Genomic DNA, 21,006 nt, shown 5'->3' with positions numbered 1-21,006 from the left:
CTGAAATGAACCTGAAACGTATTTTCCTCGCCTCGACCAGTGCGGCGGTCCTGGCGGCGACGGGGGCGCTGGCCAACGACGACAACGCGGCCTATCTGCTCCAGCAGGGCGACGGCAACACCGCGCAGGTGCAGCAGGCGGCCGGCACCGGCGGCAACCGCGTGGGTACGGCGGCGAACCCGATCCTTCAGGACGGCAACAACAACGCCTTCCGCGAACTTCAGGCGACCGGCGGCGGCACCTATGCGATGGGCGGCAACGTGATCGACGCGGCGCGCCAGACCGGCGACGGCAACAGCCTCAGCTCGACCTATACCGGCGGGTCGTCGGGCAACAACCATATCGGCAGCGCGACGCAGGAAGGCGACAGCAACCAGGCCACCGTGCTGCGCAACTCGGGCGCCAACAGCACGCTGACCACGCTGTTGCAGCAGGGCGACAGCAACTCCATGGCGCTGACGCAGCAGGGTGGCAGCGGCAACACCATCGGCAATGCGTCGCAGGTGGGCGACGGCAACGGCAGCGGCCTGGTGAACCGCTGGAACCGCGGCATGCAGCTGTTCCAGCAGGGCAACAACAACACCATCAACGACGCCTCGATCACCGGCGACAACAACGATGCCGAACATCCGACCTCGGGCGCCGGCAACGTTCCGAACCCCGGTGCGCACGCCACGCTGGACATCTGGCAGCAGGGCACGGGCAACGGTTCGGTGCTGTCGACCGCCAAGATGGTCGGCTCGGGCGGCAACCAGATCGTCGTCGACCAGCGCGGTGACTACAACCAGTTCCTGATCCTTCAGGGCGCCAGCACCGGCGATACCCAGAACTCCGCCCGCCTGTTCCAGACCGGCAACGACAACACGGGCGCGGGCATCCAGTCGGGCAACCGCAACGCGCTGGCCATCACCCAGACCGGCAACGGCAACATCGGCGGCGGCAGCCAGTCGGGCAACGACAACGCGGCGACGATCGCGCAACTGGGCGACAACAACACGGCCGGCGTTTCCGAGTTCGGCGACGACAACGGCGCCAACGTGAACCAGACCGGCGGCCTGAACAACGCCAGCCTGACCATCACCGGCGACCGCAACGGCACCACCGCGGCCTTCACCAGCGCGCTGATCCCGGCGGGTCTCGTGTCGGGCAACATCGACCAGACCGGCGATCTGAACGTCGCCACCCTGACCGTCACCGGCAACGACAACGCCTTCGGCCTGGCCCAGAACGGCGGCAGCAACACGATCACCGGCACCGTCAGCGGCAACCTGAACCAGGCCGGCGTGGCGCAGACGGGCGGCGGCAACACCGCGACCTTCGCCCAGACCGGCAACAGCAACGTCGCGTCCATCGCACAGTAACGGTTTGCCCCTTCGGGGGCCCCGGAACCGGGGGCGCGCGCGCGGAATGCGCGCGCCCCTTCCCTGCCCTTCGGCGGACAGCTTTTTCCAAGGAACATTCGCATGCGGATTGTCCCCTTCCTTCTGGCCACCAGCAGCCTGGCCTTTGCCGGCGCCGCGCTGGCCGACAACAACGAGGCCTGGCTGGATCAGTCGGGCAGCGGCAACAGCGCGCTGATCCGGCAGACCGGCGCGGACAACGACGCCGGCAGCACCGGCCGGAACATCCGGCAGGTGGACCTGCGCAACCAGCTGACCATCCTGCAATCGGGCAACGGCAACGCGGCGGGCCTCGGCACGAACCCGGATGCGGCGGATGCGGGCATCCATCAGATCAGCAACCGCGACGGCGCCTACGGCAACATCATCGACATCACCCAGTCGTCGGACAACAACACCATCGGCGCGGTCGGCCAGACCACGACCGGCACCAACACCACGCTGCAAAGGAACACCGTCGCCATCGAACAGGCGGGCGAGGGCGGCAACACGGTCGGCAGCGTCACCCAGTGGCGGCAGTCGAGCCGGGGCAACATGCTCGACGTGATGCAGACCGGCAGCGGCAACACGCTGGCGCGGGTGATCCAGGCCAGCCCCACCACGGGCGGCGGCAACAACCGCAACGAGGCCATGGTGAACATGTCGGGCCGGAACAACGGCAATGCCGGCGCGCTGAGCGGCGCGGCGGCGATGGCGGGCGCGACATCCTCCACCATCATCCAGGGCGATTTCGGCATCCGCGCCGCGCGCAGCACCGCCACGCTGAACATCAGCGGCGACCGCAACCAGTTCGGCGTCACCCAGTACGGCGATTCCAACACCGTGGGCCGGCTGACGATCACCGGCGACGACAACGAGGTCGGCACCTACCAGAACGGCAACGGCAACACGATCACCGCCGCCACTGTCGCCGGCGCCTTCAACAACATCGGTGCGGCGCAACTGGGCGACCTCAACCTTGCCGCGCTGGATGTCAGGGGCGACGGCAATGGCGTGCTGAGCCTGCAACAGGGCCTGTCGAACGAGGTTTCGGTGATGATCACCGGCAACGACAACGGCTGGAACCAGTCGCTGACGGGCGTGGCCGGGCTGGTGGCGGGGGCCCATCCCTCGGGCATCGTCCAGCAGATCGGCGACCTGAACCTCGCCAGTCTGACCGTGACCGGCAATGCCAATGCCTTCGCGCTGGTCTCGACCGGCGACGGCAACGTCATCACCGGTGTGCAGACGGGCGATGCGAACCATGTGGCGGTGGTGCAGGGCGGCAACGGCAACACCGCCCATTTCAGCCAGATCGGCAACGGCAACAACGCCGGCATCGCGCAATAGGGCAAGACCCGGCGCGCCGCCCCGCCGCGGCGCGCCGGACCGTTTGAGTGAGTGATCGCAACCGGGGGATCGGTGGTGCGCAGGTTTCATGGTATCGGTGCGCTGTGCGCCGGGTTCGCCCTGACGGCAGGGTTCGCGCTGGCCGACGGCAACGGCGCCTGGCTGGACCAGCGCGGGTTCGGCCCAATGCCGGGGCAGAACAACAGCGCGCGGATCGACCAGACCGACGGCAACACCAACCGCGCCGGATCGGCCACCCGCGCGATGGTGCAGGTGGGGCGCGACAATGCCCTGACGGTGGTGCAGGCGGGCGACGGCAATACGGTCGGCCTCGGCGACAGCCCGCTGGCGGGGGTGCCGGGGCTGGCGCAGATCTCGGGTTCTGCCGGCGGGGCGTCGAACACCGCGCTGATCGCCCAGCATACCGACCGCAACAGCCTCGGCGTGCTGGTGCAGACCGCCACCGACCTGTCGGCCCCGCTGTCGGGCAACAGCCTGGTCATCACCCAGGGCAAGGCCGGCTGGACAGCGACCACCGACAACCGCATCGACGCGGTGGTGCAGACGCGGGCGGACGCCCGCCACGGCAACAGCGCCGCGATCGAACAGCGCGGCGGGGGCAACGCGATCGACGCCGTGATCCAGACCGCCAGCGGCGGCGCCGCAGCCACGGGCGCCAACCGCATCGACCTGCTGCAACTGGGCCTCGGCAACGGCGGGCGCGCGCTTGGCGGCTTCGCGGCGGCCAGCGGCGCGGCGGGCGGCGTCTACCGCCAGGGGCCGGTGGTGCCCGGCGCGGCGAACCACGACAACCATCAGGTCATCGCCATCACCGGCGACGGCAACCAGACGGGCACGGTGCAGCAGGGCACCGGCAACCGCATGGGCAGCGCCGATCCGGGGGACGAACTGCGCATCTGGGGCGGCGGAAACGATCTGGGCGCCTATCAGGACGGGCAGGACAACCGGCTGACGGTCAATGTCATCTCGGGCTGGCGCAACGACATCGGCACCCGGCAGACCGGCGTGGCCAACCGGATCAAGATCGTCACCGAATACGAGGGGGCGGACAACGCGCTCTGGCTCGAACAGGACGGCACCGACAACGAGGCCCGCGCAACCGTCGACGGCCACCGCAACACCATCACCCTGTTCCAGACCGGCAGCGCCAACACCAGCCTTTTCAGCATCCTCGGCAGCGACAACCTGATCGACGGCGAACAGAACGGCACCTCCAACCGGGCAGAGATCACCCAGACCGGCAACTCGAATTCCGCCACCTTCACCCAGGTCGGCGGGTTCAACACCGTCGTCGTGAAACAGTAGCGGCAGGAGGCCCGGATGATCCATCGTTCCGGCATCGGTTGCGGTCTGGCGCTGACGTTGTGCCTCGGTGGCGCGGCGGCGGCGCAGACGCTCGACAATTCGGCGGTGGTGGATCAGGACGGGGCCGACAACGCCGCCGTCATCGACCAGATCGGTCTTGGCAACAGCGCGGGAACCGACCTTCTGCCGCTGTCGCAGGACGGCTATTACAACAGCCTGACCCTGCGCCAGACCGGCACCGGCAACAGTATCGGCACCGCCGGGGTGGGCGTTCTGCAACGCAGCCTCTTCGGCAGCCCGGATAGGTTCAACGACGCCCGCATCACGCAGGACGGCGCGCACAACCGGGTGGACGAGGTGGTCCAGCAGACCGCCGGCCCCGCGCCCGGCGCGGGCAACCGGCTGGTGCTGGAACAGGCGGGGGGCGATCACAACACCATCCGGCGGGTGGACCAGTATCAGCAGGCGGGCATGCCGGGCCAGTCGGCGGATGTGACGATGCTGGGTTTCGGCAACCACCTCGACCTGCTGCAACAGGAAAGCGCCTCCGACCTGATGGCGGCCGAAAACACCATCTTCGCGCTGTTCGAGGGCGACGTCAACGGCACCGCCGCATTGCGCGGCCATGCCGGCGAAACCGGGGCCATCGCCGGCACGCTGATCCAGCGCCGGGGAACCGAGGATACCGGCGCCAACGGCAACCAGATGCAGCTGGAGATCCTGGGCCATGCCACCGCCTTCGGGATCCTGCAACGCGGGCGGCTCAACCGCACCGGGGCGGTGATCGTGACCGGCGACGGCAACGCGCTCGGCCTCGCGCAGGACGGGACGGAAAACGACATCGTGATGTCGCTGATCGAGGGCAACGACAACGAGGCGGGCATCTCGCAGCTCGGCACCAATGTGGCGGAACTGGCGCTTCTGGGCGACAGCGACGCCAACCGGGTGCTGATCGAACAGATGGGCAGTTCGGACGCCCGCATCGCGATCGAGGGCAGCCGCAACCATGCGGTGACGCGGCAGGGCTATGCCGCCGGGCTCGGCGGCACCAACCGGGCCGAAACCGTCATCGCCGGCGACGACAACCTTGCCGACCTGCGGCAGGAGGGACGCAACCGCTTTGCCCTGACCATCGCGGGCAGCGGCAACAACACCGCCGGCGGCTTTTCCGTCACCGCCCCGCCGGGAATGACGGCCGGCAGCTTTGTGCAGGAAGGCTTCGGCAATACCGCCACGGCGGGCATACTGGGCGATGCGAACCTTGCCGCCTTCTGGCAACAGGGGCTCGACAACGCCATCACCCTGTCGGTGCAGGGCGGCCGGAACGAGGCGATCCTGCGCCAGATCGGCAACGGCAACGCCGCGGGCCTGATCCAGAACGGCGAGGCGAATGTGGCGGTGATCCAGCAATAGCCCGGCACCGCTGCACCGATGGAAAGGACAGCGGCCTCCGGCGGGGATATTTATGTCCAGCCTGAAGATGCGGGGCCCCCTTCAGATGAAACAGGGCCCGCGTCTTCAGGCTGGCCCAAATATCCCGGGGGCGCTGGCGGGTAGCGCCACCGGTTCGGGAACCAGCCTGCGCGGGATTGGCCCCCGGCGGCGCTCCCACCACCGGGCCGCCCCCCTTCCCTCGGGCCGGAAGTTCCGCTAATGTTCCAATTCCACCCCCGGAACCGGCCCGCCCATGTGCAACCTCTATGCCCAGACCCGCAGCCAGGACGCCCTGCGCCAGGTGCTGGCCGACCTGCCCGCCGGCCCGCCCGGCGAGGACGGGAACGAGGACAAGGACGATCCGCTGATCGAGGATGCCGCCGGCAATCTGCCCCCCCTGCCCGCGATCTGGCCCGACAGTTCCGCCCCGATCCTGCGCCACGGCCCCCGCGGCTACCGGCTGGCGCGCGCCCGGTGGGGGATGCCGACGCCGGCGCAGCATCTGGGCACCCGGCGCACCGACCCGGGCGTGACCAATATCCGCAACACGGCAAGCCTGCATTGGCGCCGCTGGCTCGGGGTCGAACACCGCTGCCTCGTGCCCTTCACCAGCTTTGCCGAACATGACGCCCGCCCCGGCGCGCCGCGCAACCGGCCGGTGTGGTTCGCGCTCGGCCCGCACCGGCCGCTGGCCTTCTTCGCCGGGATCCGCACGCAATGGACCTCGACCCGCCGGCTGGCCGAGGGACCGGTGACGGCGGACCTGTTCGCCTTCCTCACCTGCCCGCCCAACCGCGAGGTCGCGGCGATCCACCCCAAGGCCATGCCGGTGATCCTGACCCGGCCCGAGGACTGGCACCGCTGGCTGACCGCCCCCGCGCCGCTGGCGCTGGCGCTGCAACAGCCGCTGCCGGATGGCGAGTTGGAAATTGTGCAGGAGGGCGCGCATGAGGACCCCTGACACGCTCGCTCCCGCCCGGGTGCACGAGGCCCAGGGCCCCGGCCGCCGCGCCTTCGCGCTGTTCCAGGCGCTGCGGCACCCGGGACCGCTGGTCTGGGTCCTGCCCGCCCATGCGCCGGAAACGCCGATGCTGCCCGGCCTGCCCCCCGGGGTGGGGGCGCGGCTGATGCTGATCCGCCCGGCGGGCGAGGCCGATCTTCTCTGGGCCACAGAGGAATCGCTGCGCAGCCCCGCCCCCGCGCTGGTCATCGCCGAACCGGAAAGGCCCCTGTCGCTGACCGCGGGCCGGCGGCTGCAACTGGCGGCAGAGGCGGGAAGGACCACGGGCCTGATGCTGATCCGCGAAGGCCAGGGCAGCAACGCGGCCGAAACCCGCTGGCATTGCGCCCCGCTGGCGGGGGACTCGACTCTGCACCGCTGGTCCTGCATAAAGAACAAAAAGGGAACGATGGCGAACTGGACCCTCGATTGGCATGGCGCGACGGCTGCTTTCGATCTGGTTTCCGCGGCTGGCGAGCGATGCGAGCCTGCGGCGCCGCCCCGTTGAGGGGCCTTTCGCCCTGACCCTGCGGTCGGGCAATGCCGATCACCTGCATTGCCTCACCCCCGCCGCCGCGGCCGAAGGGCTGGCGCGCGGCATGGCGCTGGCAGAGGCGCGGGCGATCTGCCCCGCCCTCGCCACCCGGCCCGCCGATCTGGCGCAAGAGGCCGCGGCGCTGGCCGCGCTGCGCCGGTGGGCGGGGCGCTATGGCCCGCTGGTCGCGGCAGAGGGCAGCGACGGGCTGATCGCCGACATCACCGGCGTCGCGCATCTTTTCGGCGGCGAGGCCGCGCTGCGCGACGACCTTCACGCGCGGCTCGACCGGATGGGGCTGGCGGCGGCCAGCGCCATCGCCGGCAGCCGCGGCGCGGCGCATGCGCTGGCCCGCCATGGCGGCGGGATCATCGCGGCGGGGGCGCTGGCCGCGGGGCTGGCCCCCCTGCCGGTCGCGGCGCTGCGCATCGACCATGACACGGCCGAGGCGCTCTGCCGTCTCGGCCTGCCCCGCATCGGCGACCTGATCCCGCTGCCGCGCGCGCCGCTGACCCGCCGCTTCGGCGCGGGGCTGGCGCTGCGGCTCGACCAGGCGCTCGGCCGGCAGGACGAACCGCTGTCGCCGGAACCGGAACCGCCGCATTTCGGCGCCCGCCTGACCCTGCCCGAACCGATCGGGCGGCAGGAGGATGTGATGGCGGGGCTCGACCGGCTGCTCGACCGGCTGTGCGCGCGGCTGGCCGAACACCACCGGGGCGCGCGGCGGCTGGCGCTGGAGCTGCGCCGGGTCGATCACGCCACCGCGCGGGTGGAAATCGGTCTCGCCCGCCCGCTGCGCGACCCCGCCCGCATCGCCGCGCTTTTCGCCAAGGGGGTGGAGGAGGTCGAGGCCGGCTTCGGCATCGACGCGCTGCGCCTGACCGCGCCGGTGACGGAACCGCTGCCCCCCGAACAGACCGGCCCCCGCAGCGCCCCCGCCGCCGGGCAGGACGCGCTGGCCGACCTGATCTCGCGCCTCGGCAACCGGTTGGGATTCGACCGGGTGCAGCGTCTGGCCCCGGCGGAAAGCCTGATCCCGGAACGCAGCTTCCTGATCACCCCCGCCGCCCATACCGTGCCCGCCACCGCCGCGCCTCCGGGCCCGCCGCGCCCGGCGATCCTGTTTCCTCCCGAACCCGCGCTGGACGCGGCCGGCCACCCGCCCCGCGCCTTCCGCTGGCGCCGCCAGCCCTTCACCACGCGGCGCGCCACCGGCCCCGAACGTATCGCGCCGGAATGGTGGCTGGACGATCCCGCCTGGCGCAGCGGCCTGCGCGACTACTGGCGCATCGACACGCAGGAAGGCCCGCGCCTGTGGCTGTTCCACACCCCGCAGGCCCCGGGCTGGCATGTCCAGGGGGAGTTCATATGACCCCTCCCGACCCTCCGCGGCTTCATCTTGCCCCAAATACTCCGGGGGCGCAGGGTGGTGCGCCACTGGTTCGAGAACCAGCCTGCGCGGGGCTGGCCCCCGGCCCTGCCCTATCCCCCCAAGACTACGCCGAACTCTGCACCACCACCAACTTCACCTTCCTCACCGGCGCCTCGCACCCCGAGGAACTGGTGGTCCGCGCCGCAGAACTGGGGCTGTCGGCGCTGGCGATCACCGACCGGAACTCGGTCGCAGGGGTGGTGCGGGCCTTCACCGCGCTGAAGGAACTGGCCCGTGTGCGCGACGAGGCCATCGCCGCCGGCACCCTGACCATCCGCAGCCGCACCCGGCAGGACCCGTCGAGCCGCCAGACCATGTCGCCCGCCGACAAGGCCGCCCTGCCGGTGTTCGCGCGCCTGCCCCGGCTGATCCCCGGGGCGCGGCTGGTGCTGGCCGACAGCGCGGTGGACTGGGTGGCGCTGCCGGCCGACCTTGCCGCCTGGTCGCGGCTGACGCGGCTTCTGTCGCGCGGCAAGCTGCGGGCGGAAAAGGGGGATTGCCGCCTGACCCGGGCGGATCTGGAGGAAGGCGCGCAGGGGCTGGTGCTGATCGCGCTGCCGCCCGACCCGCTGGCCGCCCCCTGTGCCGCGGCGGACCTGCGCCGCATGGCCCGCGCCCTGCCCGGCCAGTGCCACCTTGGCGCCGCGCCGCGCTATGACGGGCAGGATCAGCCGCGGCTCGACCGTCTTGCCGCGCTGGCGCAGGACACCGGCCTGCCGCTGGTGGCGGTGGGCGACGTGCTGATGCACCGCGCGCATCGCCGCCCGCTGGCCGATGTGCTGACCTGCCTGCGCGAGGGCTGCACCATCGACACGATCGGCACCCGCCGCCTGCCCAATGCCGAACGCCGGCTGAAGGGCGCGGCCGACATGGCGCGCCTTTTCCACCGCCACCCCGAGGCCGTGGCCCGCACCATGGCCATCGCCGCCCGCTGCACCTTCGATCTGCGCGAACTGCGCTATCAATACCCGCATGAAGAGGTGGACGGGGAACCCGCGCAGGCCCGGCTGGACCGGCTGACATGGGCGGGGCTGGCCCGCCGCTGCCCCGGCGGCGTGCCCGACCGCCTGCGGGAACTAGCAGAAAAGGAACTTTCCCTGATCGCGGAACTGGGCTACGCGGCCTATTTCCTGACGGTTCACGACATCGTGGCCTTCGCACGGTCGCGCGCGATCCTGTGTCAGGGGCGGGGGTCGGCGGCGAACTCGATCCTGTGCTGGGCACTCGGCATCACCGATGTGTCGCCCGACATGATCACCATGGTGTTCGAACGTTTCGTGTCCCGCCACCGGGGCGAGCCGCCCGACATCGACGTGGATTTCGAACACGAACGCCGCGAAGAGGTGATCCAGCACATCTATACCCGCTATGGCCGCCACCGCGCCGGGCTGACCGCCGTGGTGATCCATTTCCGGTCGCGCGCCGCGATCCGCGAGGTGGGCAAGGTCATGGGCCTGTCGCAGGATGTGCTGGCGCGGCTGTCGGGGCAGATCTGGGGCTGGTCCAGCCATCCGCCGACCGACGACCAGCTGCGCGCCGCCGGCCTGTCACCCGAGGACCGGCGGATGCGGCTGACGGTGGGGCTGATCGCGGAAATCATCGGCTTTCCCCGCCATCTGTCGCAGCATGTCGGCGGGTTCGTGATCACGCAGGGCCGCCTCGACGAACTCTGCCCGATCGAGAACGCGCGGATGGAGGACCGCACCGTCATCGAATGGGACAAGGACGATATCGACGCGCTCGGCCTGCTGAAGGTCGATGTTCTGGGCCTCGGCATGCTGACCTGCATCCGCAAGGCGTTCGATCTGCTGGCCGACCATCGCGGCATCCGCCACCGGCTCGACACCGTGCCGCAGGGCGACGGGGCGACCTATGATATGCTGAAACGCGCCGACGCCATCGGGGTGTTTCAGGTCGAAAGCCGGGCGCAGATGAACTTCCTGCCCCGGATGCGGCCCGAAATCTTCTACGATCTGGTGATCGAGGTCGCCATCGTCCGCCCCGGCCCGATCCAGGGCGGCATGGTCCAGCCCTATATCCGCCGCCGCCAGGGGCTGGACCCGGTGGACTATCCGTCGGAGGACCTGCGCGAGGTGCTGCACAAGACGCTCGGCGTGCCGCTGTTTCAGGAACAGGCGATGCAGATCGCCGTCAAGGCCGCGGGCTTCACCGCCGAAGAGGCCGATCAGCTGCGCCGCTCGCTCGCCTCGTTCCGGCGCATGGGCACCGTGCACATGTTCGAGGAAAAGTTCATCAACGGCATGATCGCCAACGGTTACGACCCCGATTTCGCCACCCGCTGTTTCGACCAGATCCGGGGCTTCGCCGACTACGGTTTCCCCGAAAGCCATGCCGCGGCCTTTGCCATGCTGGCCTATGTGTCCGCCTGGCTGAAATGCCACCACCCGGCTGTGTTCACCTGCGCGCTGCTGAACAGCCAGCCGATGGGGTTCTACGGCCCCGCGCAACTGGTGCGCGACGCGCGCGAACACGGGGTGGAGGTGCGGCCCGTATCGGTCAACCATTCCGGCTGGGACTGCACGCTGGAGCCCTGCGGGGACGGGTCACTGGCACTGCGGCTCGGGTTCCGGCAGATCCGGGGCATGCCGCAGGAAGAAGCCGAATGGATCATGGGCGCGCGCGCCAACGGCTACCCGGATGTCGAAAGCCTCTGGCGCCGGGCCGGGGTGGCGCCCGGGCTGCTGGAACGGCTGGCAGAGGCCGACGCCTTCGCCCCCCTCGGGCTGTCGCGGCGCGCGGCGCTGTGGGATGCCCGCGCCCTGCGCGCCCCCGCCCCCCTGCCGCTGTTCGGGACCGAAGGCGAGGGCGTGGCGGAACCGCCCGTCGCCCTGCCCCGGATGACCGAGGGGCAGGAGGTGGTGGAGGATTACGTGGCCCTGCGCCTGTCGCTGCGCACCCACCCCCTGGCCCTGCTGCGCCCCCGGCTAGGCGGCAGTCTGCCCCACGACCGGCTGGCACAGGCACGCGGGCGCGTCACCGTCACCGGCCTCGTGGTCACGCGCCAGCGGCCCGGCACGGCCTCCGGCGTGGTGTTCCTGACGCTGGAGGATGAAACGGGCGTGGCCAATATCGTCGTGTGGAAACGGATCTACGACACCTTCCGCAAAGCGGTGGTGGCGGGGCGGTTGCTGCGCGTCACCGGAAGGGTGGAACGGCAGGGGCCGGTGGTTCACCTGATCGCGGAAGGGATCGAGGACATCTCGCCCCTGCTGTCCACACTCGGCCAGACCGAACCGGGGCAGACCGAACCGGGGCAGACCGAACCGGGCCGCGACGCCCCCCGCCCCGCCGCGCGCCACCCGCGCGAACAGGCCAAGCGGCTGTTTCCCAGCCGGGATTTCCACTGAGTGCTCAGCCCCGCGGCTTGGCCAGAAGGCCGTTGAACAGGATCTCGACGATGGCATCCGCCGCCTCGCGGAACCGCGCGGGCTGACGCACATCGACGCCATAGACCTTTTCCACCAGCGGCGCGACGCAGAAGGTCAGCGACGAGGCGGCGACCAGCGTGTTGCTGATCACATGCAGCGGCAGGTCCTTGATCTGGCCCTTTTCGATGCCGTTGCGGATGGCGGTGTCGAAATCCGCGAACCCCGACTTGAGATAGGCGCGCACCATCCAGTCCAGCCGCTCGCTCCGCGCGAGGCTTTCGAGGATGACGATCTGCGACAGCCGCGGGTCGCCCACGCTCATCTGGATGAAACGGCGGGTCATCACGTTCAGCTGCGCCGCCGGGTCGAGGTCCTTCAGTTCCTCGCCGCTGCGCGGATAGCGGCGGCCCAGATCGCGCATCAGCATGTCGATGGCGCGCTGCCACAGATCCTCCTTGGACCGGAAGTGGTAATAGACCATCGGCTGCGACAGCCCCGCCTCGGCCGCGATCATGTTGGTGGACACGCCGTCGAAACCGTGGCGCGCGAACAGGTTCAGCGCCACGTCGAGCAGCCGCAGCCGCGGGTCTGCCGCCGGCGCGCCGCGGGCGCGCCTCGTGCGTTTCGGCGCCCCAGGGCCGCCGCGGGTTCGAGACTCCACCGGATCATCTCCCTTGTACGATGCCGACTTAGTCCGATTCGGCCGGCACCGCCAACGGGCATTCTGCTTTCCGGGGCAAAGCGGCGGATCAGACGATCCCCCCCGCCTTCAACGCGGCGATCTCTGCCGCGCCCAGACCCAGGATCCGGGTCAGCACCGATTCGGTATGCTCGCCCAGTTCGGGGCCCACATGGCGCACCGCGCCGGGGGTTTCCGACAGGCGGGGAAAGACGTTCTGCATCTTCATCGTGCCGAACACCGGATGCGGGCGTTCCACGATCGCCTCGCGCGCGGCGAAATGCGGGTCCTTCACCATGTCGGCGGCGGTGTAGATCAGCCCGCAGGGCACGCCGGCCGCGTTCAGCAGGGATTCGAGGTCCGCCAGCGGCAGGCTGCGCGTCCAGTCCGCCACCAGCCCGTCCAGTTCCGCCTGCCGCGCGCCCCGGGCGTTGTGGGTGGCATAGCGCGGGTCCCCGGCCAGGTCCGGCCGGCCCATCGCCCCGGCCAGCCGCTGGAACACCGTGTCCTGATTGGCCGCGATCAGCAGCATCCGCCCGTCGGCGGTGGGATAGACGTTCGAGGGGGCGATATTGGGCAGGATCGCGCCGGTGCGTTCGCGGGTATGGCCGGCCACGTCGTATTCGCTGACAAGGCTTTCCATCATCGCCAGTACCGATTCGTAGATCGCCGCATCCACCACCTGCCCCCGGCCGGTGCGTTCGCGCGCATGCAGCGCCATCAGCGCGCCCATGCAGGCATGGACCGCCGCCAGTTCGTCGCCGATGGAAATCCCCATGCGCGAGGGGGGCGTCGAGGGATCGCCCACCACATGGCGCAGGCCCCCCATCGCCTCGCCGATGGCCCCATAGCCCGCGCGCGCCGCATAGGGGCCGGTCTGGCCATAGCCGGTGACGCGGACCACGATCAGGCGGGGGTTGATCGCGGCCAGCACCTCGGGCCCGAGGTTCCAGCGTTCCAGCGTGCCGGGGCGGAAATTCTCGATCAGGATGTCGGATTTCGCCGCCAGATCGCGCACCACCTGCTGGCCCTCCGCGCGGCGCAGGTCGAGCGTCAGCGACTTCTTGTTGCGCGCGATGACCGGCCACCACATCGAGGCGCCCTGCATCTTTTCGCGCCCCCATTGCCGCATCGGATCGCCCGCGCCGGGCTGTTCGATCTTGATCACCTCGGCGCCGAAATCGGCGAGGATCTGGCCGCAGAACGGCCCGGCCAGAAGCTGGCCCATCTCGATCACCCGCAGGTCCGCCAATGGGCCCCGCCGTTCCATGTCCTGCCGCTCGCCGCTCATGTCTTCCTCCGCTGATGCGGCGCGATCCGGCGGCGCCGCCCGGAGGATATAGGCTGTTTTGTATACCGATTGGAAGATTGAAGTTTTGAGATCCCCATGAAGATGATGATATTCAGGGATGATGGCAGATCACACCCGCTACCATGTATACAAATCGTACCCCCACCCCAAGACGGCTTGGCCGCGCCCCGCACGGCATGGTATCGAGAACCGGACCCAGCCCCGGACAGCGCCATGCCCACAGCCGCCGACCCCGCCGACCGCCCCGCGAACAACGCCGATCAGGCCTATGAGGCGCTGCGGCGGATGATCGTCGCGGGCGAACTGGCCTCGGCGGAACGGGTGACAGAGGCGGGGGTGGCCGAACAGTTGCAGATGTCGCGCACCCCCGTGCGCGAGGCGATCAAGCGGCTGACGCTGCAAGGTTTCCTCAAACGCGAACCGGGCAAGGGCCTGCGCGTCGCCGGGCTCAGCCAGGACGAGATGGCGCAGGTGTTCGAACTGCGCCAGATGCTCGAAACCTATGCCGTCCGCCGCGCGGCACGGATGGCGTCGGATACCGAAATCGCCGGGCTGCGGGCGCTGGCCGAACAGATCAGCACCCTGTCGCATCCGCGGGGCGGGGACGGTTTCGCCGCGCTGTCGGCCGCGAATGCCGAATTCCATCAGGCGATCATCCGCGCCGCGCATTCGCCGCGGCTGGCGGCGCTGCTGTCGATCACGCTCGACATCGGGCTCGTGCACCGGACCTACCGGATGTATACCGAGGCCGACCTGCAACGGTCCGCCAACCACCACCACGAAATCGTCGCCGCGATCGCCGCGCGCAACCCCGACTGGGCCGCAAGCACGATGTCCGCGCATCTGCACGCCGCCGAATCCGTGACCCGGCGCCCCCTGCCCGCCCCCAGCGCCACGGAATAAGCCCCAGGCCACCGCCGAACGGCACCCGCAGGATTGCGGGTGTTTGGTGCACAATTTTTGACACACGGGAAGATTTCTCTTCCAATGTTCCAAAATTTGTATACCAAAATACCGACACCGGCCCACCCGGCGCCCGCCCTGCGCGGACCCGCGGCGGCCGGATCTTCGGGGAGGAAGATCATGGACCTGCGCAAATACCTCTGCCTCGGCGCGCTTGCCGCCGGCCTTGCGGCCGCTCCGGCGGCGGCCGACACGATCACGCTGAAGCTCAGCCATTTCGTGCCGACGACCATCGGGCTCAGCACCGAATTCATGATCCCCTGGACCGAACGCATCACCCGATGCACCGGCGGCGCCGTGGCGTTCGAGGTGCATCCCGCCGGATCCGCGCTCGGCCATATCGACAAGCAGTACGATCAGGCCCGCGCGGGCGTGGTGGACGTGGCCTTCGGCCATATCGCCTTTCCCCGCGGCCGGTTCCCCCGGTCGTCCATCATCGAACTGCCCTTCATGGCGCAAAGCGCGAATGCCGGCAGCTTCGCCCTTTACGGCGTGGCCGAGGAGTATCTGCGCCCCGAATACCAGGGGGTGAAGATCCTGGGCATGATGACCCACAACCCCGGCGGCATCCACACCAACCGCCGCATCACCGACCTGGCAGAGATGAAGGGGCTGCGCATCCGCACCCAGAACGCCGCCACATCCGCCATCCTGTCGCATTTCGGCGCCGATCCGGTGAACCTGCCCCCGGGCGAGCAATACGAGGCGTTGCAGAAAGGCACCCTCGACGGCAGCGCGACGGACTGGACCAACCTGCGCGAATACAAGCTGCACGAGGTGATCCGCCACCATCTGGAAGCGCCGGTCTTCGTCGGCGGGTTCTTCTTCGTGATGAACCAGAAATCCTACGACAATCTGCCCGAGGCCGCGCGCGCCTGCATCGACCAGAACGCGGGCGCGGCGCTGGTGGCGACCTTCGGTCCGCTCTGGGCATCATGGCAGGCGGATTCGCGCGCCATCGCCATGCAGCGCGACCCCGACGCGATCCTGACCGCGACGCCCGACCAGATCGCCGCCTGGCGCGACGCGCTGGAACCCGTGGCGCAGGCCCTTCTGGCCGAGGTGAAGGCCCGCGGCGTCGAGAACGCCGACGAGATCCGCGCCGCGATGCAGGCCCTTGCGGCCGCGCATCCCTGAGCCGACCGGCCCCGCCGCCGGACCGCGCCCGCCGCGGCCCGGCCTGCCCCCCGCCCGCTGGAAGGGAACCCCCATGCAGATGCTGTCCAGGCTTTTCGCCGGGCTCGCCATCCTGTCGATGGCGATGGTCCTGCTGTCCTCGGTCGTGACCATCGCCGACATCCTGGCGCGCCTGCTGTCGCTGCCGCCCGTGGCCGGCATCATCGACATCACCCAGTTCTTCATGATGTATGCGGTGTTCTTCGCCGTGGCCCATGCCTTTGCCGCCCGCGGCCATGTGGCGATCACGATCCTGACCGACCGCATGCCGCGCCGGGTGGACCGCGCGTTTGGCGTGCTGTGGTGGCTGGCGGCGGTGGGGGTGTGCCTCGTGCTCAGCCGCGCGGCCATCGCGCAGGCGCTGACCGTCTGGGACTACGGCGACCGTTCGCAGACGCTCGGCTGGCCGATGATCGTCTACTGGATCCCGGTGGCGGCGGGGCTGGCGGTATCGGGTCTGGGCGCGGTGCTGGCGGCGGTGGCGGAATGGCGCGGCGCCCCGCCCGGCGCTGCCGGGCTGCACTGAACCGGAAGGACAGCCGATGAGCCCCATCGAAATCGGATATGCCGGCCTCGCCGCCTTTGCCCTGCTGCTGGCGCTGCGCTGCCCCATCGGGATCGCCATGGCGCTGGTGGGCCTTTTCGGCGGCATCGCGGTGAACGGCTGGCCCACCACGCTGTTCGTCCTCGGCGCGCTGCCCTTCGAAAGCGTCTTTCCCTATGGCCTGTCCATCGTGCCGCTGTTCGTGCTGATGGGCACGCTCGCCCATCCGGCGGGGGTGTCGCGGGCGATCTACGACGCGGGCGAGGGCGGGTTCGGCCATCGGCGCGGGGGGCTGGCGATGGGCGGCATCGCCGCCTGCGCGGGCTTCGGCGCGATCTGCGGGTCGAGCCTTGCGACCGCGGCGACGATGGCGCGGATCTCCATCCCCGAAATGCGCGCGCGCGGCTACGACCCGGCCTTCGCCGCCGCCACGGTGGCGGCGGGCGGCACGCTCGGCGTGCTGATCCCGCCCAGCCTCGTGCTGGTGATCTATGCCCTGCTGACGCAGGAATCGGTGGGCAAGCTGTTCGTCGCGGCCTTCATCCCCGGGCTGGTCGCGGCCGCGCTCTATCTCGGGGCGATCACGGTGGTGACGGCGCGCCACCCCCATCTTGCCCCCGCCCTGCCCCGCCGCCCCGGTGCCGAACGGCTGCGCATGGTCCTGTCGGCCTGGGATGTGATCGCGCTGTTCGTCGCCGTTCTGGGCGGGCTGTTCCTGGGGCTGTTCTCGCCGACCGAGGCGGCGTCCGTCGGGGTGGCGGGGGTGGTCGCCCTCGGCCTCGCCCGGCGCCGGTTTAGCCGCCGCGCGTTTCTGGACGCGCTGCAAGAGGCCGCCGGCCTGACGGGGATGATCTTCTTCATCCTGATCGGCGCGGCGCTTTTCAACTATTTCATCGAGGCGACGCGCGTCACCGACCTGTTCGTGGCGGCGGTCCATGGGGCGGATCTGAGCTATTGGCAGGTGGTGGCGGCGATCATCCTGCTTTATCTCGTGCTCGGCTGTTTCATGGATTCCATCTCGATGGTGTTCCTGACGCTGCCCTTTCTTTACCCCATCGTGCAAAGCTATGGCATGGATCCGATCTGGTTCGGCATCCTGATGCTGTCGGTGGTGGAAGTCGGGCTGATCACCCCGCCGGTGGGAATGAACCTGTTCATCGTTTCCGCCTCTGCCCCCGATGTGGGCTTCGGCCGCCTGTGCCGGGCGGTGGTGCCCTTCATCCTGGCCGACAGCCTGCGCATCGTGCTGGTCGCCGCCTTTCCGGCGCTGTCGCTGTGGCTGGCCAACCTGCTGTTCACCTGACGCGCCCCGCCCAGAAAGAGGATGCGATGCACAATCCCCGGACGACCCCCCGCTTTTCGGTTTTCTACGACTACAGGATCCACCCCTTCCGCCGCCCGCCGGAAATGGAAGGCGCCGCCCCCCGCCATGATGTGGTGATCGTCGGCGCGGGGCCGGTGGGGATGGTGCTGGCGCTGCTGCTGGCGCGGGCGGGCGTGGCCTCGGTCCTGATCGAGGCGGAGGCGCAGGTTTCGCTCGGCTCGCGCGCGGTGGCGCTGACGCGGCGGTCGATGGAAATCGTCCAGCAGGCCCGCGCCGACGCGCCCTTTGTCGAAAACGGCTATGGCTGGTCGTCGGGCCGGTCGTTCTATGCCGGGCGCGAGGTCTTCCGCATGGCCCTGCCCGACGATCCCGACGAACGCTTCCCGCCCGTTCTCAACAATTCGCAGCAGTATTGGGAAGAATACCTGATCGACGCCATCGCGCGCGAACCGCTGGTGGACCTGCGCTGGCAGACCGCCTTCCACAGCCTCGCCGAGGACGGCGAGGGCGTGACCGCGCGGCTGGACACGCCCGAGGGCGAATACGACATCCGCGCCCGCTGGCTGGTGGCCGCCGATGGCGGGCGGTCCGCGGTGCGGCATTTCCTGGGGCTCAGGATGGAGGGGCAGGCCTATGCCGGCAAGTTCGTCATCACCGATTTCGTATCGGCCGATTTCGACATGCCGACCGAGCGGCTGTGCTATTTCGACCCCGACTGGAACCCCGGCAACAACGTGCTGGTGCACCGCCAGCCCAACAACGTCTGGCGGTTCGACTATCGCCTGCCCGATGGCGAGGACCCCGAAGAGGCGCTGAAACCCGAGACCATCGCCCTGCGCACCCGCCGGATCATGGAAATGGTCCTCGGCCGCGAGGTGCCGTGGACGCTCGACTGGGCCTCGGTCTATTCGCCGAACACCCGCACCCTGCCGGATTACCGCCACGGCCATGTGCTGTTCGTGGGCGATGCCGCGCATCTGCTGCCGATCTTCGGCATCCGGGGCGCGAACACCGGGTTGCAGGATGCCGAAAACCTGGGCTGGAAACTGGCCGCGGTGCTGCGGGGGCGGGCGGGCGACGGGCTGCTGGACAGCTACAGCCACGAACGCGTGGCGGCGGCGCGCGAGATCTGCGACGAGGCCGGGAAATCCACCCGCCTGATGGACCCGCCGACGCGCGGCTACCGGGTGATGCGCGCGGTCATCCTGTCCTTCGCCTATACCGAGGATTTCTGCCGCCCGATGCTGCACTGGCGCACCTCGCGCCCGCACGACCATGCGGATTCGGTGCTGAACGCGCCGGAGTCGGATCCCTTCGCGGGGGGCATCGCGCCCGGATCGGTGGCGCGCAACCTGCGGCTCGGGCCCGGGGAATATCTGTTCGACCATTTCGGCTATGGCTTCACGCTGCTGCTGATCGGGGGCGCGGCGGACGGGGCGGATGCGGCGGCGCTCAAGGCGCGCTGGCCGGATCTGCGGGTGGTGGCGCTCGGCGCTGCGGTGACGGGGGCCGATGTCGGCCGCCCCGCGCCCGCGACCGCCTTCGAGAAATACGGGGTCGAGGGTGCTGCGACCTATCTGTTGCGCCCCGACCTGCATGTCTGCGGCCGCTGGCAGGGCCTTGCGCCCGAGGCCGCCGGGGCCGCGCTGGCCCGCATCCTGCGCTGAGGAGACCGACGATGACCACCGACACCCTTCCCCCGCTGGCCAAGCTGGAAGAGATCAACGACCTGATCGCCGCGGGCATCGACCGTGCCGGCGAAGGGGCGGAGCTGTTCCTGGCCAAGGCGCTGTTCCATCTGGCCGCCCATGGCGCCGAGGTCGCCGCGTTGAAGGACGCGATCGAGGCGAGCCTGCGGCACCTGCCCGCCCCCCCTGGCGCGTCCGGGGCCTGACCCGGCCGGAGCCGCCGCCGGCGGGGGCATCGAGCCCCCTCCGGCGGCGCTGCCGCGGCCCCCTGCCCGGCGGTCGCGCGGGGGGTGGCGCGCCGGTTGCCTCAGCCCCCCCACCCGGCCAGAACGGCGGCGGGCGCCACCGTTTCGGGGCTGCGCGGGGCGGCCGGGGTGCTGCGCGAAAACCGTGGCGCGGGCGCGGGTTGCAGCGCGCCGTCGTGTTCGACGATCACCCCGCGCGCGGCCATGTGGGGATGGGCCGGCACCTCGTCCAGCGCCAGCACCGGGGCGACGCAGGCGTCCGACCCCGCAAAGACCGCCGCCCAGTCGTCGCGGCGGCGCGCGCCGATCCGCGCCGCGATCTCGGCGCGCAGCGCGGGCCATGCGGCCGGATCGTCGCGCCGGGCGGCCAGCGCCGGGTCCACCCCGGCCCCGGCCACGAATTCGGCCCAGAACTTCGGCTCTATCGGCCCGATGGCGACATGGCCGCCGCAGGCGCAACGATAGGTGCCGTAATAGGGCGCGCCGCCGTCCAGCATGTTCGCGCCGCGCCGGTTCGTCCACAGCCCCTCGGCCCGCAGGCTCCAGAACATCGCCATCAGATGCGAGGCGCCATCCACCATCGCCGCATCCACCACCTGCCCCCGCCCCGACCGCTGGCGTTCCTGCAAGGCCGCCAGCACGCCCACCACGAGAAACAGCGCCCCCCCGGCGAAATCGCCCACGAGGTTGAGCGGCGGCACCGGGTCGCCCCCCGCCGGGCCGATGGCGGCCAGGGCGCCGGTCAGGGCGATATAGGTGATGTCATGCCCCGCCGCCGGCGCCAGCGGGCCGTCCTGCCCCCATCCCGTCATCCGCCCGACCACCAGCCCCGGCGCCGCGGCCAGCAGGTCGGCCGGCGCCAGCCCGAGCCGTTCCAGCACGCCGGGGCGGAAACCTTCCAGCAGCACATCCGCCCGCGCCGCCAGCCGCCGCACCGCGGCCAGCCCCTCGGGCGTTTTCAGATCCAGTTCGACCACCCGGCGCGACCGGCCGGACACGCGCTTGCCGCGCAGATCCGCGCCGGGGCGGTTCACGGTGACGACATCGGCGCCCAGATCGGCCAGCAGCATCGCGGCATAGGGCACGGGGCCGATCGCCTCCAGTTCGATCACGCGCAGGCCGGCCAGCGGGCCGGCAAGGGGGGGTGCGGTCATGGTGTTCCTTTCCGTTGGGGTGGGGGCGGGGCGACGCCTCGCATAAATGTATACCAAATCATGATTCAATCCTTGA

The 21,006-nt window shown here is 70.3% G+C and carries 17 protein-coding genes; 14 read left to right on the top strand and 3 right to left on the bottom strand.

Annotated elements, in window-relative coordinates:
- Positions 1–5 precede the first annotated feature (5 nt).
- From RGD00_RS11340 to RGD00_RS11305, 8 genes are all read left to right on the top strand, one after another.
- Positions 6–1,361, top strand: coding sequence for a beta strand repeat-containing protein (locus RGD00_RS11340; protein ID WP_310457445.1), 1,356 nt, complete (start codon positions 6–8; stop codon positions 1,359–1,361).
- Positions 1,362–1,463: 102 nt separating this feature from the next.
- Positions 1,464–2,729, top strand: coding sequence for a hypothetical protein (locus RGD00_RS11335; protein WP_310457444.1), 1,266 nt, complete (start codon positions 1,464–1,466; stop codon positions 2,727–2,729).
- Positions 2,730–2,804: 75 nt separating this feature from the next.
- A complete protein-coding gene (locus RGD00_RS11330) occupies positions 2,805–4,055 on the top strand; it encodes a hypothetical protein (protein ID WP_310457443.1) in 1,251 nt (416 codons plus the stop codon).
- 15 nt (positions 4,056–4,070) lie between these two features.
- Positions 4,071–5,468 (top strand): hypothetical protein, encoded by a 1,398-nt coding sequence (locus RGD00_RS11325; protein ID WP_310457442.1) that lies wholly within the window; start codon positions 4,071–4,073, stop codon positions 5,466–5,468.
- 274 nt (positions 5,469–5,742) lie between these two features.
- Complete coding sequence (locus tag RGD00_RS11320; protein ID WP_310457441.1) at positions 5,743–6,450, top strand: SOS response-associated peptidase; 708 nt, start codon at positions 5,743–5,745, stop codon at positions 6,448–6,450.
- The gene (locus RGD00_RS11315; protein ID WP_310457440.1) at positions 6,437–6,997 is read left to right on the top strand and encodes an ImuA family protein; all 561 of its coding nucleotides are present in this window, start codon (positions 6,437–6,439) and stop codon (positions 6,995–6,997) included. The genes RGD00_RS11320 and RGD00_RS11315 overlap by 14 nt, the downstream gene beginning before the upstream one ends.
- Positions 6,924–8,396, top strand: coding sequence for a Y-family DNA polymerase (locus tag RGD00_RS11310; protein WP_310457439.1), 1,473 nt, complete (start codon positions 6,924–6,926; stop codon positions 8,394–8,396). Before RGD00_RS11315 ends, RGD00_RS11310 begins: the two co-directional genes overlap by 74 nt.
- Positions 8,393–11,824, top strand: coding sequence for an error-prone DNA polymerase (locus tag RGD00_RS11305; protein WP_310457438.1), 3,432 nt, complete (start codon positions 8,393–8,395; stop codon positions 11,822–11,824). Before RGD00_RS11310 ends, RGD00_RS11305 begins: the two co-directional genes overlap by 4 nt.
- Positions 11,825–11,828: 4 nt before the next feature.
- On the opposite strand, the gene RGD00_RS11300 is transcribed toward RGD00_RS11305, so the two are convergent.
- On the bottom strand, positions 11,829–12,506 hold the full coding sequence (locus RGD00_RS11300; RefSeq protein WP_310457437.1) for a TetR/AcrR family transcriptional regulator: 678 nt from the start codon (positions 12,504–12,506) through the stop codon (positions 11,829–11,831).
- An 88-nt stretch (positions 12,507–12,594) separates the two neighbouring features.
- The gene (locus tag RGD00_RS11295) at positions 12,595–13,815 is read right to left on the bottom strand and encodes a CaiB/BaiF CoA transferase family protein (RefSeq protein WP_310457436.1); all 1,221 of its coding nucleotides are present in this window, start codon (positions 13,813–13,815) and stop codon (positions 12,595–12,597) included.
- Positions 13,816–14,049: 234 nt separating this feature from the next.
- On the opposite strand from RGD00_RS11295, the gene RGD00_RS11290 reads away from it, so the two are divergent.
- The 6 genes from RGD00_RS11290 (at position 14,050) to RGD00_RS11265 (ending at position 19,737) form a co-directional block, all read left to right on the top strand.
- Positions 14,050–14,739: a GntR family transcriptional regulator gene (locus RGD00_RS11290; protein WP_310457435.1), complete on the top strand. Its 690-nt coding sequence runs from the start codon at positions 14,050–14,052 to the stop codon at positions 14,737–14,739.
- A 180-nt stretch (positions 14,740–14,919) separates the two neighbouring features.
- Positions 14,920–15,936 carry a TRAP transporter substrate-binding protein gene (locus RGD00_RS11285; protein WP_310457434.1) on the top strand — a complete coding sequence of 339 codons (1,017 nt, stop codon included), beginning with the start codon at positions 14,920–14,922 and terminating at the stop codon, positions 15,934–15,936.
- Between the two features lie 73 nt (positions 15,937–16,009).
- Entirely contained in the window at positions 16,010–16,501 is a 492-nt protein-coding gene (locus tag RGD00_RS11280; RefSeq protein WP_310457433.1) for a TRAP transporter small permease, read from the top strand.
- 16 nt (positions 16,502–16,517) lie between these two features.
- A complete protein-coding gene (locus RGD00_RS11275; protein WP_310457432.1) occupies positions 16,518–17,822 on the top strand; it encodes a TRAP transporter large permease in 1,305 nt (434 codons plus the stop codon).
- Between the two features lie 26 nt (positions 17,823–17,848).
- Positions 17,849–19,510 carry an FAD-dependent monooxygenase gene (locus RGD00_RS11270; RefSeq protein ID WP_310457431.1) on the top strand — a complete coding sequence of 554 codons (1,662 nt, stop codon included), beginning with the start codon at positions 17,849–17,851 and terminating at the stop codon, positions 19,508–19,510.
- 11 nt (positions 19,511–19,521) lie between these two features.
- Entirely contained in the window at positions 19,522–19,737 is a 216-nt protein-coding gene (locus tag RGD00_RS11265) for a hypothetical protein (RefSeq protein WP_310457430.1), read from the top strand.
- 101 nt (positions 19,738–19,838) lie between these two features.
- On the opposite strand, the gene RGD00_RS11260 is transcribed toward RGD00_RS11265, so the two are convergent.
- Positions 19,839–20,930, bottom strand: coding sequence for a CaiB/BaiF CoA transferase family protein (locus RGD00_RS11260; RefSeq protein WP_310457429.1), 1,092 nt, complete (start codon positions 20,928–20,930; stop codon positions 19,839–19,841).
- Positions 20,931–21,006 lie beyond the last annotated feature (76 nt).

It is taken from the genome of Ruixingdingia sedimenti, from assembly GCF_031432425.1.
Classification (GTDB): Bacteria; Pseudomonadota; Alphaproteobacteria; order Rhodobacterales; family Rhodobacteraceae; genus Ruixingdingia; species Ruixingdingia sedimenti.
This window is presented reverse-complemented; position numbering and strand designations above follow the sequence as displayed.

What these genes read in the sequence shown, in the direction of transcription:
- RGD00_RS11275 (WP_310457432.1), top strand. Translation starts at nt 16,518, where the DNA reads ATGAGCCCCATCGAAATCGGATATGCCGGCCTCGCCGCCTTTGCCCTG.
- RGD00_RS11290 (WP_310457435.1), top strand. Translation starts at nt 14,050, where the DNA reads ATGCCCACAGCCGCCGACCCCGCCGACCGCCCCGCGAACAACGCCGAT.
- RGD00_RS11340 (WP_310457445.1), top strand. Translation starts at nt 6, where the DNA reads ATGAACCTGAAACGTATTTTCCTCGCCTCGACCAGTGCGGCGGTCCTG.
- RGD00_RS11285 (WP_310457434.1), top strand. Translation starts at nt 14,920, where the DNA reads ATGGACCTGCGCAAATACCTCTGCCTCGGCGCGCTTGCCGCCGGCCTT.
- RGD00_RS11295 (WP_310457436.1), bottom strand. Translation starts at nt 13,815, where the DNA reads ATGAGCGGCGAGCGGCAGGACATGGAACGGCGGGGCCCATTGGCGGAC.
- RGD00_RS11335 (WP_310457444.1), top strand. Translation starts at nt 1,464, where the DNA reads ATGCGGATTGTCCCCTTCCTTCTGGCCACCAGCAGCCTGGCCTTTGCC.
- RGD00_RS11270 (WP_310457431.1), top strand. Translation starts at nt 17,849, where the DNA reads ATGCACAATCCCCGGACGACCCCCCGCTTTTCGGTTTTCTACGACTAC.
- RGD00_RS11260 (WP_310457429.1), bottom strand. Translation starts at nt 20,930, where the DNA reads ATGACCGCACCCCCCCTTGCCGGCCCGCTGGCCGGCCTGCGCGTGATC.
- RGD00_RS11320 (WP_310457441.1), top strand. Translation starts at nt 5,743, where the DNA reads ATGTGCAACCTCTATGCCCAGACCCGCAGCCAGGACGCCCTGCGCCAG.
- RGD00_RS11280 (WP_310457433.1), top strand. Translation starts at nt 16,010, where the DNA reads ATGCAGATGCTGTCCAGGCTTTTCGCCGGGCTCGCCATCCTGTCGATG.
- RGD00_RS11325 (WP_310457442.1), top strand. Translation starts at nt 4,071, where the DNA reads ATGATCCATCGTTCCGGCATCGGTTGCGGTCTGGCGCTGACGTTGTGC.
- RGD00_RS11315 (WP_310457440.1), top strand. Translation starts at nt 6,437, where the DNA reads ATGAGGACCCCTGACACGCTCGCTCCCGCCCGGGTGCACGAGGCCCAG.
- RGD00_RS11305 (WP_310457438.1), top strand. Translation starts at nt 8,393, where the DNA reads ATGACCCCTCCCGACCCTCCGCGGCTTCATCTTGCCCCAAATACTCCG.
- RGD00_RS11265 (WP_310457430.1), top strand. Translation starts at nt 19,522, where the DNA reads ATGACCACCGACACCCTTCCCCCGCTGGCCAAGCTGGAAGAGATCAAC.
- RGD00_RS11310 (WP_310457439.1), top strand. Translation starts at nt 6,924, where the DNA reads ATGGCGCGACGGCTGCTTTCGATCTGGTTTCCGCGGCTGGCGAGCGAT.